This window comes from Rhodococcus shunpengi (genome assembly GCF_048381395.1).
In the GTDB taxonomy this organism is placed as follows: Bacteria; Actinomycetota; Actinomycetes; order Mycobacteriales; family Mycobacteriaceae; genus Rhodococcus.
Window position 1 is genome coordinate 162,545 of record NZ_JBLWIU010000008.1, and the last position, 14,787, is coordinate 177,331.

A 14,787-nucleotide genomic window follows, 5' to 3' on the forward strand; every position below is an offset into this window, starting at 1 on the left:
CCGACAATCGATCGGGGGGTCGCATGAGCAGGTGGGGAACAGTCGCGCTCGCTGCAGCGGCGGTAGTGGCGACGGCGTGCAGTCCGAGCGCCGCGGACGACGCCGCTGAAGACGAGACGACTACGTCGACCACCCGCACCCCACGCATCACCGACGACTCCGGCAGACCGCCAGTCACCTTCGACCCCTGCTACGACATCCCCGACGACGTCATGAACGCGGCGGGGTATGACGCGGCAAAGAAAGAGCTCGCGGACATGCCGATGGGGACGTACACCTTCCTCGGATGCACATATCGCGATGACAACAAAGTTCCTGGCATCAGACGTGGATATGGCCTCAACATCCTTGCTGGAAACGTGACCCTCGATGAAGAACTCAGCAACAACGCGCACATCGCCACAGCAGTTTCCATTAATGGCAGGCGTGCTCTCCTCGAGGTCGATCCAGATCGTGACGACACCTGTAAGTACGTCGTAGAGACTGGCTTCGGCCTCGTCATGCTCACCCGGATCTATCACACGGATTACCCAGGATCTGCTCCGATCGAGGAATGGTGCACAGGCTTGGAGGAACTTGTTACCTCGATCGAACCTTTCATCTCTGCGTGACCGTCAACTACTCGAAGGGTCTTCGATGAGGGACTTCGCCAGGCTCGAACCACACGTCGTCGATGAGATTGTCCGCATCTGCGAGGTGATGCTTCGGGAGTTCGAGGACGCCCAAACAACAGCAGCAAAGCTCCCTGACGTTCGCGGCTTCGGCGACTTCGCGTCCGCCCAACAACTCGCCGCCGGCTATAGACGCAAAGCCTCCGGCACCCCTGAATCCGCAGTTGAACGTATTGAACAATTCACTCTTGCCCTCACCCAACTCCGCGACGCCTTCGCAACCGGCGGAGAAGCGTTCCTCGACACCGAATCTGACTGGGCGCGACAACTCGCCGCCACCGACCCCAACAGCGGAGCGGGAAATGGTCATCAGAGCGCGCAATAACGCGCACCTCTGACCAATTCGCGCTCCGGAGCACTGACCCGGCGTCTCCCGCCGTGCAGCCCGGCTGCAGCGACGGGGTGCAGTCCGAGGCCCGCGGACCGCGCCGCCACCGACCTCAACAGCGAAGCGCGAAATAGTCACCAGCGCAGGCAATAACGCGCACCGATGACCATTTCACGCTCCTATAACTGCACAGCTACCCCTGTGGACGGCGGTGACCCCAGTAGTGGGCGGAACCGTAGCGGGTGGGGAGCCAGTTCTCGTCGTCGATGAGAATGCCGCCGACGCCGTACTCGATGCCGAAACCCGAAGGGCTGCGGACGTAGAACGAGATCATCTTGTCGTTCGTGTGCTTGCCGAGGGTGGAGAGGATCGGGATGTCGCTGTCCTCCACCTTGTCCCACTGGCGACCCAGCAGATCGAGGTCGTCGATCTCGAACATCAGGTGCCCGATGCCCTGATTCCGGTGCGGCGCATGGGCGAACGCGAACGAGTGATGGCGCGGGTTGCAGTGCAGGAAGGTGCCCACCGAGCCCGGCATGTCGATGTGGTCGCTGAGCCGGAAACCGAGGATGTCGCGGAACAGACGGTCGTAGACCTTCGCATCGCCGTGCAGCGCCTGGAAGGCGTGCCCGAAACCGATGTCGCTCGCGACGAAGTTCGCGCCCGTCGGCGAGACGAACTTGTCGATGGCGTTGCGCAGACCCCAGAACAACTCGTGGTCGAGGACGTCCTCGGGGTCGCGGAAGCGGACGAGGTCCATGACCTGCCGCTCCTCGATCACCGAGGAGTCCACCGACTCGACGTGGTAGCCGGCATCGACGAGGCGCTTGGACAACTCCTCGAGCGCTTCCGGTCCACCGACGTCCCAGCCGAGCGCGGTGACACCCGGGTCGTCGGAGCGTCGCACGTCGAGGCGGTAGGCGTACTCGTCCATCCGCATCAGCATCCGGTCGTCGTCGCGGTAGGCGACCTGCAGGCCGAGGAGTTCGGAGCCGAAGGAAACCCACTCGTCGAGGTCCTTCGCGCGGACGACCGCGTATCCCAGTGCCCTGACTCGAGCGTTCATCATTTCTCCTTGGTCGATGGGGTGCGCGCGGCGAGGGCCTCGGCGGTGTCGGCGGCGACGGATCGTAGGTCGTCGATCCAGCGCAGCACCTGGTCACCGGACGCGGCGCGCGGAAGCCGGGACAGTCGCAGTGCGATGCGGGTGCGTCCCTCAGGGTCGGGGACGGGGACGACGACCGAGTGCAGGTCATACGTGCCGTCGGGTTCGATGTCGGGTTCGTACAGCGACGCGGTGCCGGAGATCATCTGCTTCATCCGGCGGTCGTGCTCGGGCAGGACGTCGCATCCCGAGTAGTCGTTCATCACCGACACGCGAGCGAGCTCGGTTTCGGGCATGAGCGACATCGAGTAGCCGCGTTCACGAACCTTCTCGAGGTTCGAGACGAAAGCTGTTGTGTCGTCGTTCCTTCCGGCACGGCCGAGCCACTGCTGCACTTCGTCGTCGGAGGCCTGGCTGTGGAAGACGGTGCCGAGCGGCGGGATCAGAGGAATCCGCTGTCCGATCTCGACGGCATCGGGATCACCGGAATGGTTCTCGGTCATCACGAAGACCGCTTCGTCGCCGACGCGTGCGAGCACACCGCAGTCCGCGCCGACGCCGGCGGCGAGCGCTTCGAGTCCGTCGCGGGCCGCCTCCGCCATGCGCACGCCTCGGATGAGTTCCGGGTCGGCGGGTGCGACGGAGGTCGGGAGGGAGAACCTTCCGTATCCGCCCTGGAAGAACAGCAGCGGCAGCGTCGGGCGGGCCACGTCGAGATCCTGCACGCGACCCATGACGATGAAGTGATCGCCACCTTCGAGTTCGTCGGCGACCTCGCAGTCGATCCAGGTGACGGCTCCGTCGAGGATGGGGGATCCCGACGGCGCCGGCGTCCACTCGACACCCGCGAACTTGTCGTCGCCGCGGGCGGCGAACCGCCCGCAGAGTTCACGCTGGTCGGCGGCGAGCACGTTGACGCAGAAGTGGCTGCTCGTGCGGAGCCGCGCGTAGGTGCGCGACTCGCGGGTGGGCAGGTACGCCACGATCGGTGGGTCCAGCGACACCGAGGTGAACGAACCGACCACCATGCCCACGGGCTGCCCGTCGGCGTCGATCGCGGTGATGACCGCGACGCCGGTCGGATAGTGCCCGAGGGTCTGGCGGAAGCGCGCGGGGTCGATCGTGCCGTGGATCTGCATGACCTCTCCCCTACGCGGTCGCCGGGTTGCGGATGAGGGTGTAGACCTCGGCGCGCAGGTCGGCGAACTCCGGCAGCGCCTTCGTCGACAGCTGGTCGCGCGGCTGCGGCAGGTCGATCGGGAGCATCGCGGTGACGCGCGCGGGACGACCGGACAGTGCGAGCACGGTGTCGGCGAGGTAGACGGCCTCGTCGATGTCGTGGGTGACCAGCATGACCGTCAGTCCGAGATGGTCGCGGACACGCAGCACGAGGTCCTCGAGGTCGGCGCGGGTCTGCGCGTCGACGGAGGCGAACGGCTCGTCCATGATGATCGCGCGCGGGTTCGACGCGAGGGCGCGGGCGATGGCGACGCGCTGCTGCATGCCGCCGGACAGCTGCCACGGGTACGCCTGGGCGACGTCGCTCAGGCCGACCTCGACGAGCGCCTGCCGTGCCTGCTTGAGGCGTTCGGCCTTCTTGACGCCGGCCGAGCGCAGCGGCAGGGCGACGTTGTCGATGACCGACAGCCACGGCATCAGCGACCGGCTGTAGTCCTGGAAGACGATCGCGAGGCCTTCCGGGGGTTCGGTGACGCGCTTGCCCTCGAAGAGGATGTCGCCTTCGCTGGGGCGGATGAGTCCGGTCAGGCACTGCAGCAGGGTGCTCTTGCCGACGCCGGACGGGCCGACGATGCACACGAATTCACCCTTGCCGACGGTGAAGTCGAGGCCTTCGAAGATCTGCGGTCCGCCGTAGCTGTGTCCGAGACCGCGTACTTCGAGCACCGTACCCGTGCGGGTCTCGGGCTTGGTCGCTTCGGTAGTGGTCATCATTTGCCTCCACGGTTGTGCGCGGTCATGCCCGCATGCCAGGCCAGCACGCGACGCTCGACGAGCGCGAAGAGCTTGTTGAGCAGGTAGCCGAGGATCCCCAGCGCGATGATTCCCGCCCACATCGAGGTGATCTTGAATCCACGTTGTGCGTCGAGGATGTAGTAGCCGATGCCGCCGGGGGTACCGACCATCTCGGCGACGACCATCGCGACGATGGAGATCGCCAGCGCGGTGCGTGCACCCGCGAAGATCTGCGGCGACGCGGCGGGCAGGATCACGAAGCGGATCCGGTCCGCGAGCGTGATGCGGTAGCTGGCGGTGACCTGGTGCAGGACGGGTTCGACGGAGCGGACACCGTCGATGGTGTTGAGCAGGATCGGCCAGGTCGCGACGAGGGCGATGATGGCGATCTTCATCGAGTCACCGAGGCCGAGCAGCAGGATCATCACGGGAAGGATCGCGACGCCCGGTGTGGCACGGAGGAATTCGACGATGGGTCGCACCGCGTTGTCGACGCGGGTCATGACGCCGAGCGCCAGTCCGAGGCCGACACCGGCGACGCAGGCGAGTGCGAAGCCGACGAACAGTCGCTGGAGACTCGGCCAGATCTCGGTGCGGATGCCCTCGAAGAACCACACGTCGGCGAACTTGTCGAGGATCTCCGACAGCGGCGGGAAGTAGGGGTCGGTGCTGGTGGCACTGAAGATTGCCCACAGTGCGATGAGCAGGACGGGGAGCCACAGCTCCCATGCGAGGCGGCGTACGACGGTCACGGCTTGTTCACCCTTTCGGACGGGTGCCACCACAGCACGCGGCTCTGTGCGAGAACGAGAAGACGGTTCAGGCAGATACCGAGTACACCGGCGGTGAACACGTAGACGAACATCCGCTGGGTGTCGTCGACGGTCAGGGCTTGGTAGAGGCGCTGGCCGATGCCGTCCGCACCACCGAGGAATTCGGCGGAGATCGTGATCAGGAGGCTGATGGTCGCGGCGATACGCAGACCCGTCATGAGGAACGGCATCGACGACGGGAGGTAGATGTCCCGGATGCGGCTCGCCGGCGACAGGCGGAACGCCCGGGCCACCTGCTTCATCTGCGACGACAGCTGCTGTGCTGCGTAGGTCGACTGGACGAGGATCGGCCAGACGGCGCTGAACATCACCAGGACGACGGCCATGGTGCGGGTGCCGCCGAACAGCAGCAGCACCAGCGGCAGGATCGCGACACCGGGGATCGTGCGTCCGAAGTCGACGACGAACGAGGTGCTCTGCTCGACCTTGCGGTAGGTGCCGTTGACCAAACCGAGCGGAACACCGATCAGCACGGAGAGCCCGAAGCCGATCAGGGCGGTCAGCAGGGTGTTGCCGACGGCGTCCCAGTACTGGCCGGTGACGACGAGGTCGGCGCCGGTCTCGATCAGCTGGAGTGGCGTCGGGATGCCCGAGGCCTTGCCCGGTCCGGTGACGAACACGTGCCAGGCGACGACGACGATCGCGAGGGCGACGAGCTTGCCGGCAGCGGAGGTGAGCCGCGCGGACATCGTCTTGCGCTTGCGTGCTGCGGCACGTCCGATCGAACCGGCGGGGCGCGGTGGGGTCACCTCCCGAGCTGCCCCGGGCGCATTCGCGGTGGCGGTGGGGCTCATGTCAGCCACCCACGATCATGTCGCCGGGAGCGGGAGCGTCCGCCTCCTGGACCAGGCCGTAACGGACCATCCGGTCGAGGGTGGAGTTGATGTTGTCCTCGGTGATCGGGGTCGTCGGGAACTTCGGGTAGATGGCCTGCGACAGGATCGCGGGATCGACCTCGATGTAGGTCGCGGCGACCTCGGCGGCGAGACCGTCCTGCTCGGCGAGCATGGTGTTGGCCTCGACGACCGCGTCGCGGAACTTCTCGACGTTCTCGGCGTTCTCCGCGGCGTAGCGCGGGGTGGTCACGTAGGCGTACGACAGGTCGCCGCCGGCGTTGACGAAGTGGTCGAGGACGCGCAGATCCGGATCGTTGAGGGTGGCGGTGCCGGAGGGCTCCGCGGTGGTGACGACGTCGACGCTGCCGGAGCGGAGTGCGGCGAGGGTGTTGGGGACCTCGACGAACTCGGTCTTCGAGGAGTCACCACCGGCGTTGTCGATGGCCTCGCGCACGTCGAGCCACAGCTGGCCCTTGGTCTGCGGGATACCGAAGGTGGCGTTCTCGAGGTCGGCGACGCTCTGGATGGGGCTGTCCGCGCGGACCCAGAAGCGACCGCTGGTCAGACCGTCGTCCTTCGCGGGGGCGCCCACGGCACCCGGAGCGGCCATCACGAGGTCGACGCCTTCGGTCTTGGCGATGATCGGGCTGACCATGTCCATCAGGGCGAAGTCGATCTTCCCGCCGAGCAGCTGAGGAGTGGCCTCGCCGGGCGTCGCGACGGTGACGAGCTCGACGTCGAGGCCGTGCTTGTCGAAGACTCCTTCGAGATCGGCGGTGCGCGGTCCGAGGGCGTTGAAGCTCGGGAACACGGCGACGCGCACGGTGCCGTCGCCGGCGGTGTCGGCGTCGCTGGATCCGCCGCACGCAGTCAGCGCGAGCGAGGCCAGTGCACCGAGGGCCAGCACCTTGAGCGGGCGCGGGAAGTTCGTGATGTTCATGGGGCTCCTTGGGAAGAAGTCGCTGTACAGGTGGGGAACGGGCGTCGAGGGGGCGGGACTGCTCGTCCGTTCGTCGACATCAGGCCCGGTCGGCACCGGCAGCACCGCAACGAATGCTGCTGAATCTGCCAGGGCCGGGGCGGCGGGGGAACCGAAATTCCATTGGGTGATTGCAACCACGAAATCCGGGTGGGCCGCCCCTTAACGTGGACCGCATGGCAAGCGATTCGATCGTGTCCATCGCTGAGTGGAGGAACCGTTGACCGTTCTCGACGACACCCCGAACGGGGCCCGCGAGGAGCGGGCCGGCCGCCAGATGACGTCGGTGGCGAAGGCCCTGCAGTTGCTCGACGCATTCCGCAAGGCACGCGCCGACATGAGTCTGAGCGAACTCGCGCGTCGCGCCGATGTGCCGAAGTCGACGGCCTTCCGTCTGCTCGCCGAGCTCGAACAGTCCGGTTTCGTCGCCCGCAACGGTACGAAATACCGGCTCGGACTGTCCTGCTTCGAACTCGGCGCACGTTACAGCATGTGTCGTCCGAACGGTCTGCGCGACACGGCAAGTCATTTCCTCAGTCACCTCCACACGGCTACCGGTCTCACGGCTCATCTCGCTGTCCTCGACGGTCCCGAGATCCTGCATGTCGAGAAGGTCCAGGGCCCGAACAACCCTGTGGTTCTCACGATGCCGGGCCAACGCCATCCCGCATCCTGCACGGCACTCGGCAAGGCACTTCTCGCTTTCGGCGATTCCGAGGGCGTCCGTACCGCGCTCGACGCCGGTCTGCCTCGTTTCACGCCGCATTCGATCACCGACCCTCGTCGTTTCATGTCCGAGCTGAAACGGATCAGGGAATCGGGCGTCGCCTACAACCGTCAAGAGCTCTCGCGCGAACTCGTCTGCGTCGCTGCCCCGATCATCGTTCACGGGACGATCGAAGCGGCCGTGTCGGTGTCCGGACCGACCGCGGGTGTCCGGTGGGACCGGACCGAGATGCTCGTTCGTCGTGCCGCAGCGGATATCTCGGCTGCTCGCGGTCGGAACGCGAGCTCACAGATCTGAACTTTTCTCGAGGCGGGGGACGGTGCGCACCGTCCCCCGCTTCGTCACATCCGGACGTTCTTGGGGGGTTCGCCACCGAAGGTGACGGTGCCCGCGGCCTCGTAGATCGGCTCGGCGACGTTCGCGCCGTGCCCGAGGGCGATGTGCATGTCGCGCCAGAACCGCTGGATCGGGTTGTCCATGCGCATCGCGGAGCCGCCCGCGTGGGAGACGAGCTTGTCCACGGCGGCACCCGCGCGTCGGGACACGCGTGCCTGATTGCGTCGCACCTCGGCCCGCAGAGCGATGTCGATCGGCTTGCCCGACTGCGCCACCTCGTACAGGCGGTCGATGTCGGCGAGGAACTGCATGCGGCTGGCCTGCAGGTCCGATGCCGCTTCGCCGAGTGCGTGCAGCTGACGCGGGTCGGTCGCAGCGGTGACACCGCGCGCCGACACGCGGGTCCGCGTGTAATTGATCCAGTGTGCGAGAGCGCCTTCGGCGGCAGCGAGGGTGCCGGCGGTGATGGCCCCGCTGAACATCGAGTGGAACGGCATCCGGTACAGCGCCACGTCGCCGCGGCCTGCCTGGCTTGCGGCTGCTCCGGATCCGAGATCCTCGGGGTCGATGATCCGGTGGTCGGGCACGAAGGCGCCGTCGATCACGACGTCCTTGCTACCCGTGCCCTTGAGGCCGACGACGTCCCACGAGTCGTGGAGGATCGTGTAGTCCTTGCGGGGAATGATGAAGTGACGCAGACCGTCCGGACGGACATTGCCGTCGTCGTCGGTGAGCATGCCGCCGAGGACGACCCAGTCGCACAGGTCGGTGCCCGACGAGAACGGCCAGCGGCCCGAGAAGATCCAACCACCCTCGGTGCGACGTGCCCGCCCGATGGGAGCGTACGGCGAGGCCACCCAGGTGTCGGGATCCTCGCCCCAGATCTCCTCCTGGGCCTGACGCGTTCCCTGCGCCAGTTCGAAGGAGTGGACGCCCACGACCGACGAGACCCATCCGGCAGACGCGTAGCGGCTTCCCACCGCCAGCACGGCCTCGAAGAACTCGCGCGGGTGGAGTTCCGATCCGCCGAAGTCCTTGGGCTGTAAGGCGCGGACGATGCCGACCTCACGGAGGGTCTTGTGGGTGGGTTCGGTGAGGTGACCGATCTTGTCGGATTCCTCGGCCTGGGATTCGAAGAAGTCGGCGAGTTCCTCGACCCGCTGCACCAGTTCGCTCATCGTTGTCTCTCCGGTCTCAGGCGTTCGGGGCGGTGTTGAGGATGAAATCGCGCACGACGCGGTTGAATTCGTCGGCATGCTCGAGCTGCGCCCAATGGCCGCACCGGTTGAGGAGCAGCAGACGCGAGTCGGAGATCATCGACACCAGGCGGAGGCCGGCTTCGAAGTGCACCACTCGGTCGTCGCGACCGTGGATGACCAGCGTGGGAGCCTTGATCGACGCGATCTCGTCCATCGACGCCTCACCGCGGCGCGGGCGACCCAGTCCGGCAGCGAAGTTGTCGAGGTGGTCCTGACGTGCGCGGGCGTTCTCCGAGCGCTGCAGAACCAGCTCCTCGGTCGCGAACTCCTTGTCGAAGGTCATGATGTCGACCAGCGCGCGCATCGTCTCCGGCGACGGATCGAGGTAGCCACGGTGCAGAACCTTGAGACCCTCCGAGGGGCCGTTGCCGGGGCTGAAGATGCGCGGGCCCGGGGCGCCGGCACCCATCGAGACGACGTGCGACACGCGATCGGGATGGCGCGCAGCAACCTTCAACGAGGTAGCGCCGCCCATCGAGTTGCCGACGAAAGCGGCCTTCTCGATTCCGAGGGCGTCGAGCAGGTGGATCGCGGAGGTGACGTGGTCGCGATCCTCGTAGGTGACGGAATCGGACTTGCCCCAGCCCGGCATGTCCGGCGCGATGACCTGGAAGTCCTCGGCGAGCTGCGCCATGTTGGGGTTGAAGTTGCTCCAACCGGTGGCCCCCGGGCCGCTGCCGTGCAGCATCACGATCGGATGTCCCGCACCGGCCTGATGCAGGTGGATCTTCCCGTGGGGAGTGTCGATGTACCGGCTGGTTTCGGCCTCCGAGAGGTGGGCTGGCATGACTGCCCCTTTCGTCTCAGCTTGTGTGCCGCAAGAAGAGGTGCGCGGCTCTTGGTAAGGAGCGTCACATCCCTGCCGAAGCCCTTCCATCGGATCGTTCCGATATGCGGCACATTTCGAAAGATTGCCGAAATCTGTTCCGGCGACACCATTCAGGAGCTGCACAAGGCGATTTCGCGGCAGGCATCGACAACGAGGTCGCGCACCTCGTCGTATCTCTCCGGCGCGATCCTGGTGGTGGCGCCGGCGATGGCCAGCGCCGCTGGTACTCCCCCACCAGGTGCGGAGATGGGCGCGGCGAGAGAGGTGAGTCCGTCTTCCATCTCGTCGACGGACACGGACCACCCTCCTGCCCGGATCGTCGCGAGATCGTCGGACGTGGGCAGAGTTCTGTTGCGGTGCACCGGGAACTGTTGAGACACTCTGCGGACGGTCGCGTCGTCGGCATAGGCGAGGAGCAACTTCCCCGCCGCCCCGTAGCCCAATGGCAACGCTCTGCCCAGGACTACCACCGGGCGCAGCGCGTGCGGGCCCTCCACTGCATGGACGCAGACCCGCGAGTCACCGTCGCGGACGTAGAGGTGCACGCTCTCGCGGACCTGGTCGCGCAAGGTCGCCATCACGGGTGCGGCGATGTCGCGGATTCCGACGGACCGGTCGGCGAGTCTCCCCCACTCGACCAGCCGGTACCCCATCGTGTACTCGCCGTCGCCGCATCTGCGGACCAGTCCGTGACGCGCGAGTTCGACGAGGAGCCGGTGCGCCGACGACTTGGGGATGGAGATCTCCTCGGCGAGCGCCCCGAGACGCATCGGCCCGGGAGCGCGACCGAGGGTGTCGACGAGCTGCACGGCCTTGTCGAGAACGGACACCTCAGCCCACCGAACGGAGAGAAGGAGGCAGACCGTCGCTGACGGCGCGCGCCGTGTCGACCACGGCATGGACCAGCGCACCGATGTTGAACCGAGGACGATGCACCGCGATGCACACGACCGACCGCACCTCCCGGGGCTTCGCGAAGACCGGCGACGCGATCCAGTACATACCGTCGGCGCTCTGGACGACGGCTGCGCCGGTGCGCCGGATCTCGCACAGTTCCTGCCGCAGGCGGAAGGCGTCGTTGTGGTCGTGCTGGGTGTGGGCGGTCAGCTCCGACACTTCGTCCGGGGACATGTAGGCCATGAAGACCGATCCGGGCGCCGAGTTCACGAGGTCCAGGCGCCGGGGAAGGATCCGACCCGTGCGAGTGGAGCTGCCGGCGATGACATCGGCCAGCACCACACTGTCCCCGTCGCGGGAGGCCAGGGCAACGGCTTCCCGCGTGCTGGTGTGCAGGTCGACCAGGTGCGGGCGTGCGACGTCCTTGAGGGTCCGCGCGCCGGGGACACCCCACCCGAGACGCCACAGGCGCATACCCAACCGGTACTTGCCGCGTGCCGCGCGCTCGACGGCTCCCCACTCCACGAGGCTGGCCAGCATCCGGTGGACGGTCGCCGGCGGGAGACCGGTCGCCGCGCACAGCGACCCGATCGTCTGCTCCGGCTCGGCGTCGGTGAAGCACTCGAGGATGTCGAATGCGCGCCCCAAGACGGATCGACGGTTCTCGTCGGTGGTGACAGCGGCGGAGTGGGTCATAGCGGCCTCGCAGTTCGGAACGTCGTTCTACTATTCGGAACGATGCAGACAGTAGATGCGATTGCAGTCACAATCAAACTGATCTTGTGAAGCACAGCACCGTTGCTTTGTCTGCGCGCGGAGCGGGAATCGGTCATCGGAACGCGCAACAACGCGCTCTTGTGACCACTTCGCGCGCCGGAGTGCCCGACCGATCCGTTGTGTTAGCGTCTCCCGACGAATCGATCGGGGGGTCGCATGGGTAGGTGGGGAACAGTCGCGCTCGCAGCACTCGCGGTCGTGGCGACGGCGTGCAGCCCGAGCGCTGCAGACGACGTGATGAGCGACGAAGCATCCACGTCGACCACCCGCACCCCGCGCATCACCGACGACTCCGGCCGACCACCGGTCACCTTCGACCCCTGCTACGACATCCCCGACGACGTCATGAACGCGGCCGGGTACGACGCGGGGAAGAAGGAGCTCGCGGACATGCCGATGGGGACGTACACATTCCTCGGCTGCGCTTATGAAGGAACTGTCAGCGTCCCCGGGGTCCTGGCTCGTTACGACCTGAACGTCCTATCCGGCAATGTCACGCTGGAAGAAGAACGTGACAAGAACGGCCATGCGGCCGTACCAACCACTATCAACGGGCGACCAGCATTACTCGAGGTCGATCCGGGCAATGTCGAAACATGCAGGTACGTCCTCGAAACAAACTTCGGCATGGTGATATTGAGCAGGCTCTACCAGAAAGACCATTCAGGACCGGTACCGCAGTCCGAATGGTGCGACGGATTCGAACAGACCGTTTCTACGATCGAGCCCTTCATTCAGAACTGAACAAGACTGGCAGGTGCGCATGCCCGACTTCACAAGGCTTGAACCAGAAGTTGTCGACGAGATTGTCAGGATCTGCAACGTCATGCTTTCCGAGTTCCGGAGCACGAGGCGAACAGCGGACGCCCTGAGTGCAACTCATGGTTTCGGCGATTTCGATTCCGCACAGCAGCTCGCCGCCGGATATCGCCGCAAGGCAGCTGGAATGCCCGAGTCGGCCAAAGAGCGCGTCGAGCAATTCATAGAAGTGCTTACCCAACTCCGCGACGCTTTCGCAACCGGCGGAGAAGCCTTCCTCGACACCGAATCCGACTGGGCCCGCCAACTCGCCGCCACCGACCCCGACAGCGGAGCGGGAAATGGTCATCAGAGCGCGCAATAACGCGCACCGATGACCATTTCGCGCGTTCGAGCAGTTGTGTTGGTGTCGGCCGACAATCGATCGGGGCCGAATAGGCAAGGGGCGCAGCTGATTCGACTTCCATCCGCTCGCAGGTTCGTCATTCGCTACGGTTACGGCAGGTGCAGATAGCAATTTCGCGAGCGGATGCATTGAGAAGGTGCCCCAAGCACCGACACCGAACCCGACAGCGGAGCAGAAGTCAGTCGTCGACATCCACCCCGTATCGGCGTGCGAGGGCCGCGAGGTCGTCGTCGTACCCCTGCCCCACCGCGCGCAGCCGCCACTTGCCGGCGCGGCGGTAGATCTCGGCGAGGACCATGGTGCGTTCGGTGGTGCCGGCGTCGAGCACGAACGTCGCGGCGGTTCCACTGTCGCTGTCGACTCCGACCGACACCGCGCCGAGTTCGCCGAAGGTGCGGTTGCCGTCGATGGCCGCGGCGATCGCGATGCGTTCGCAATCGGCGGGAAGCTCCGCGAGGTCGACGCGGATGCAGTGCTCACTCGAACCGTCGATGGTCAGTTCGACGACGCCGTCGTCGTAGAGCGGGTTGTTGTAGAAGACGAAATCGTCGTCGGTGTCGACCTTCTCGTCGGCGCCGAGCAGGAAAGCCACGACGTCGAGGTCGAACTCGTCGCCGGCCGTCTCGGCCTTCCACGCGACGTTCACCGCCCAGCGGTGACTGTCGGACGGCAGGTCGATCACCTCGCCGCGCGACAGCACCGGCGCCGTCAGCCACGACTCCACACGCATGTGCGGGGGCACGACGCCCTTCTCCACCGCGGCATCGACGTCGTCGGGCCGGAGGACGGGCAGCTCCCGCGCCGCGACCCGCGCCATCCGCTTGTCGGCCTCTCCCCCGTCGAGCACGAGCACGTCGGTGACGGCGGCCGTGAAGTTGAGGGCCGGGCGGGCACCGAGCTGGGTGAGACGCGAGCGCATCATGACCGCCTGCAGGTGCGTGCCACCGAGCAGCAGCACCTTGCGTCCGGTCCACAGCTTGGGCTTCTGTCCGGTCGACGGCCGGACCGGGGGCGCCACCGCGACCTGCGGTTCCGGCGGCGGAATGATGTCGACGACCGTCGCCACCTTCGGTTCACCCGGCCGCACCCGTGTCAGGAGATTCTCGAGCTGCTGTTCGCTGATCACGGGGATGCCCTCGGCCATCGCCTTGCGGACCTTGGCGGTCTGCACCGTGGGGTCGTTGCACACCACGACGCTGGTCTGCTTGCTCGCATTGTTCATGACGTCGAGTCCGGCCTCGGTCAGCCGGTTCGCGAGCGCGACCCGCGGGGTGACGGTGGAACCGCTGATCACGACCTTCATGCCCTGGACGAGGCCGTCGTCGCCGAGGCGACCCGGGTTCTTCCACTCGCACGCGACTCGCGGGACGGAGGCGGGATACACCGACTTGCGGCTGCGACAGTTGACGACGGGCAACGGCAACTGCAGGTTGTCGGCCATCGCGGCGCTGCGCAGGAAGATCTCCGACAGGACCCGCGCGTCGTCGTAGGCGTCGTGCTCCTGCAGCTGCTGGACCTGCCAGTGCTGCGCGAGCGTGGCAAGCCGGTAGTTGGGGACGTCGAGTTCGAGTCGGCGCGACAACGCGAGCGTGCACAGACGGTGCTCCGCCGGCAGCGACGTGCCGGCCCGACGGAACTCGGCGTCGAGGAATCCGTAGTCGAACGACGCGTTGTGGGCGACGATCGTGGCGCCGTCGAGAATCCCGGCCAGTTCACCGGCGATGTCCTCGAAGCGCGGCGACCCGGTGAGGCGCTCCCGCGTGAGGTTGTGGATGTGCACCGGTCCCGGGTCGCAGCCGGGGTCGACGAGGGTCGAGAACTCCTGCTCGACAGAGCCGTCCTCGCGCAACACAAGGGCGGCCACGCTCAGGACCCTGTGGGCGTTGGACCGCACACCCGAGGTTTCGACGTCGACCACCACCCATCGATGGTCGCGGGGCAACGTCACGGCGCCCTCCGCGGGTGCGTGCACTTCGATCACGTCATCCTCCGATCGCTTTCATCCCCCGACGAAAACCGACACGGTCGGACATTGTGGCCCTTGTTACCGACACTGTCGTCACCGCCCCGA

Annotated in this window: 16 protein-coding genes; 5 read left to right on the forward strand and 11 right to left on the reverse strand. The window is 66.3% G+C overall.

Annotation, left to right across the window (positions count from 1 at the left end; genetic code table 11):
* Window positions 1–23 precede the first annotated feature (23 nt).
* Both ACNJ7K_RS01630 and ACNJ7K_RS01635 read left to right on the forward strand, forming a co-directional pair.
* Complete coding sequence (locus tag ACNJ7K_RS01630; protein ID WP_487041086.1) at window positions 24–611, forward strand: DUF3558 domain-containing protein; 588 nt, start codon at window positions 24–26, stop codon at window positions 609–611.
* 25 nt (window positions 612–636) lie between these two features.
* Window positions 637–996, forward strand: a complete 360-nt coding sequence (locus tag ACNJ7K_RS01635; RefSeq protein ID WP_487041087.1) for a hypothetical protein — start codon at window positions 637–639, stop codon at window positions 994–996.
* Between the two features lie 196 nt (window positions 997–1,192).
* On the opposite strand, the gene ACNJ7K_RS01640 is transcribed toward ACNJ7K_RS01635, so the two are convergent.
* The 6 genes from ACNJ7K_RS01640 to ACNJ7K_RS01665 are packed head-to-tail and all read right to left on the reverse strand — an operon-like array spanning window position 1,193 to window position 6,687.
* Entirely contained in the window at window positions 1,193–2,065 is an 873-nt protein-coding gene (locus ACNJ7K_RS01640; RefSeq protein ID WP_487041088.1) for a VOC family protein, read from the reverse strand.
* Window positions 2,065–3,243 (reverse strand): flavin reductase, encoded by a 1,179-nt coding sequence (locus ACNJ7K_RS01645; protein WP_016694259.1) that lies wholly within the window; start codon window positions 3,241–3,243, stop codon window positions 2,065–2,067. Before ACNJ7K_RS01645 ends, ACNJ7K_RS01640 begins: the two co-directional genes overlap by 1 nt.
* A 10-nt stretch (window positions 3,244–3,253) precedes the next feature.
* Window positions 3,254–4,054: an ABC transporter ATP-binding protein gene (locus ACNJ7K_RS01650; RefSeq protein WP_016694258.1), complete on the reverse strand. Its 801-nt coding sequence runs from the start codon at window positions 4,052–4,054 to the stop codon at window positions 3,254–3,256.
* A complete protein-coding gene (locus ACNJ7K_RS01655) occupies window positions 4,054–4,830 on the reverse strand; it encodes an ABC transporter permease (RefSeq protein WP_088896756.1) in 777 nt (258 codons plus the stop codon). The genes ACNJ7K_RS01650 and ACNJ7K_RS01655 overlap by 1 nt, the downstream gene beginning before the upstream one ends.
* The gene (locus tag ACNJ7K_RS01660; RefSeq protein ID WP_229567655.1) at window positions 4,827–5,705 is read right to left on the reverse strand and encodes an ABC transporter permease; all 879 of its coding nucleotides are present in this window, start codon (window positions 5,703–5,705) and stop codon (window positions 4,827–4,829) included. The genes ACNJ7K_RS01655 and ACNJ7K_RS01660 overlap by 4 nt, the downstream gene beginning before the upstream one ends.
* Before the next feature lies 1 nt (window position 5,706).
* Window positions 5,707–6,687 (reverse strand): ABC transporter substrate-binding protein, encoded by a 981-nt coding sequence (locus ACNJ7K_RS01665; protein WP_487041089.1) that lies wholly within the window; start codon window positions 6,685–6,687, stop codon window positions 5,707–5,709.
* 259 nt (window positions 6,688–6,946) lie between these two features.
* Between ACNJ7K_RS01665 and ACNJ7K_RS01670 the strand changes: the two genes are divergently transcribed.
* Window positions 6,947–7,750, forward strand: coding sequence for an IclR family transcriptional regulator (locus tag ACNJ7K_RS01670; RefSeq protein ID WP_159418807.1), 804 nt, complete (start codon window positions 6,947–6,949; stop codon window positions 7,748–7,750).
* A gap of 44 nt (window positions 7,751–7,794) precedes the next feature.
* Here ACNJ7K_RS01670 and ACNJ7K_RS01675 read toward each other — a convergent pair whose 3' ends face one another.
* From ACNJ7K_RS01675 to ACNJ7K_RS01690, 4 genes are all read right to left on the reverse strand, one after another.
* Window positions 7,795–8,967, reverse strand: a complete 1,173-nt coding sequence (locus ACNJ7K_RS01675) for an acyl-CoA dehydrogenase family protein (RefSeq protein WP_487041090.1) — start codon at window positions 8,965–8,967, stop codon at window positions 7,795–7,797.
* Between the two features lie 16 nt (window positions 8,968–8,983).
* On the reverse strand, window positions 8,984–9,835 hold the full coding sequence (locus ACNJ7K_RS01680; RefSeq protein ID WP_016694251.1) for an alpha/beta fold hydrolase: 852 nt from the start codon (window positions 9,833–9,835) through the stop codon (window positions 8,984–8,986).
* A 152-nt stretch (window positions 9,836–9,987) separates the two neighbouring features.
* Window positions 9,988–10,707: an IclR family transcriptional regulator gene (locus ACNJ7K_RS01685; RefSeq protein ID WP_487041091.1), complete on the reverse strand. Its 720-nt coding sequence runs from the start codon at window positions 10,705–10,707 to the stop codon at window positions 9,988–9,990.
* A 1-nt stretch (window position 10,708) separates the two neighbouring features.
* Entirely contained in the window at window positions 10,709–11,470 is a 762-nt protein-coding gene (locus ACNJ7K_RS01690; protein ID WP_085470354.1) for an IclR family transcriptional regulator, read from the reverse strand.
* A 237-nt stretch (window positions 11,471–11,707) separates the two neighbouring features.
* Between ACNJ7K_RS01690 and ACNJ7K_RS01695 the strand changes: the two genes are divergently transcribed.
* Both ACNJ7K_RS01695 and ACNJ7K_RS01700 read left to right on the forward strand, forming a co-directional pair.
* Entirely contained in the window at window positions 11,708–12,295 is a 588-nt protein-coding gene (locus ACNJ7K_RS01695; RefSeq protein ID WP_258913638.1) for a DUF3558 domain-containing protein, read from the forward strand.
* Between the two features lie 19 nt (window positions 12,296–12,314).
* Window positions 12,315–12,674 carry a hypothetical protein gene (locus tag ACNJ7K_RS01700; RefSeq protein WP_247848736.1) on the forward strand — a complete coding sequence of 120 codons (360 nt, stop codon included), beginning with the start codon at window positions 12,315–12,317 and terminating at the stop codon, window positions 12,672–12,674.
* A gap of 220 nt (window positions 12,675–12,894) precedes the next feature.
* Here the strand turns inward: ACNJ7K_RS01700 and ACNJ7K_RS01705 are convergent, their stop codons facing one another.
* The gene (locus tag ACNJ7K_RS01705) at window positions 12,895–14,697 is read right to left on the reverse strand and encodes a TerD family protein (RefSeq protein WP_487041092.1); all 1,803 of its coding nucleotides are present in this window, start codon (window positions 14,695–14,697) and stop codon (window positions 12,895–12,897) included.
* Window positions 14,698–14,787 lie beyond the last annotated feature (90 nt).

Excerpts from the sequence above, each read along its gene's own strand:
- ACNJ7K_RS01630 (WP_487041086.1), top strand. The coding sequence starts at position 24 with ATGAGCAGGTGGGGAACAGTCGCGCTCGCTGCAGCGGCGGTAGTGGCG.
- ACNJ7K_RS01635 (WP_487041087.1), top strand. The coding sequence starts at position 637 with ATGAGGGACTTCGCCAGGCTCGAACCACACGTCGTCGATGAGATTGTC.
- ACNJ7K_RS01640 (WP_487041088.1), bottom strand. The coding sequence starts at position 2,065 with ATGAACGCTCGAGTCAGGGCACTGGGATACGCGGTCGTCCGCGCGAAG.
- ACNJ7K_RS01645 (WP_016694259.1), bottom strand. The coding sequence starts at position 3,243 with ATGCAGATCCACGGCACGATCGACCCCGCGCGCTTCCGCCAGACCCTC.
- ACNJ7K_RS01650 (WP_016694258.1), bottom strand. The coding sequence starts at position 4,054 with ATGACCACTACCGAAGCGACCAAGCCCGAGACCCGCACGGGTACGGTG.
- ACNJ7K_RS01660 (WP_229567655.1), bottom strand. The coding sequence starts at position 5,705 with ATGAGCCCCACCGCCACCGCGAATGCGCCCGGGGCAGCTCGGGAGGTG.
- ACNJ7K_RS01665 (WP_487041089.1), bottom strand. The coding sequence starts at position 6,687 with ATGAACATCACGAACTTCCCGCGCCCGCTCAAGGTGCTGGCCCTCGGT.
- ACNJ7K_RS01675 (WP_487041090.1), bottom strand. The coding sequence starts at position 8,967 with ATGAGCGAACTGGTGCAGCGGGTCGAGGAACTCGCCGACTTCTTCGAA.
- ACNJ7K_RS01680 (WP_016694251.1), bottom strand. The coding sequence starts at position 9,835 with ATGCCAGCCCACCTCTCGGAGGCCGAAACCAGCCGGTACATCGACACT.
- ACNJ7K_RS01690 (WP_085470354.1), bottom strand. The coding sequence starts at position 11,470 with ATGACCCACTCCGCCGCTGTCACCACCGACGAGAACCGTCGATCCGTC.
- ACNJ7K_RS01695 (WP_258913638.1), top strand. The coding sequence starts at position 11,708 with ATGGGTAGGTGGGGAACAGTCGCGCTCGCAGCACTCGCGGTCGTGGCG.
- ACNJ7K_RS01700 (WP_247848736.1), top strand. The coding sequence starts at position 12,315 with ATGCCCGACTTCACAAGGCTTGAACCAGAAGTTGTCGACGAGATTGTC.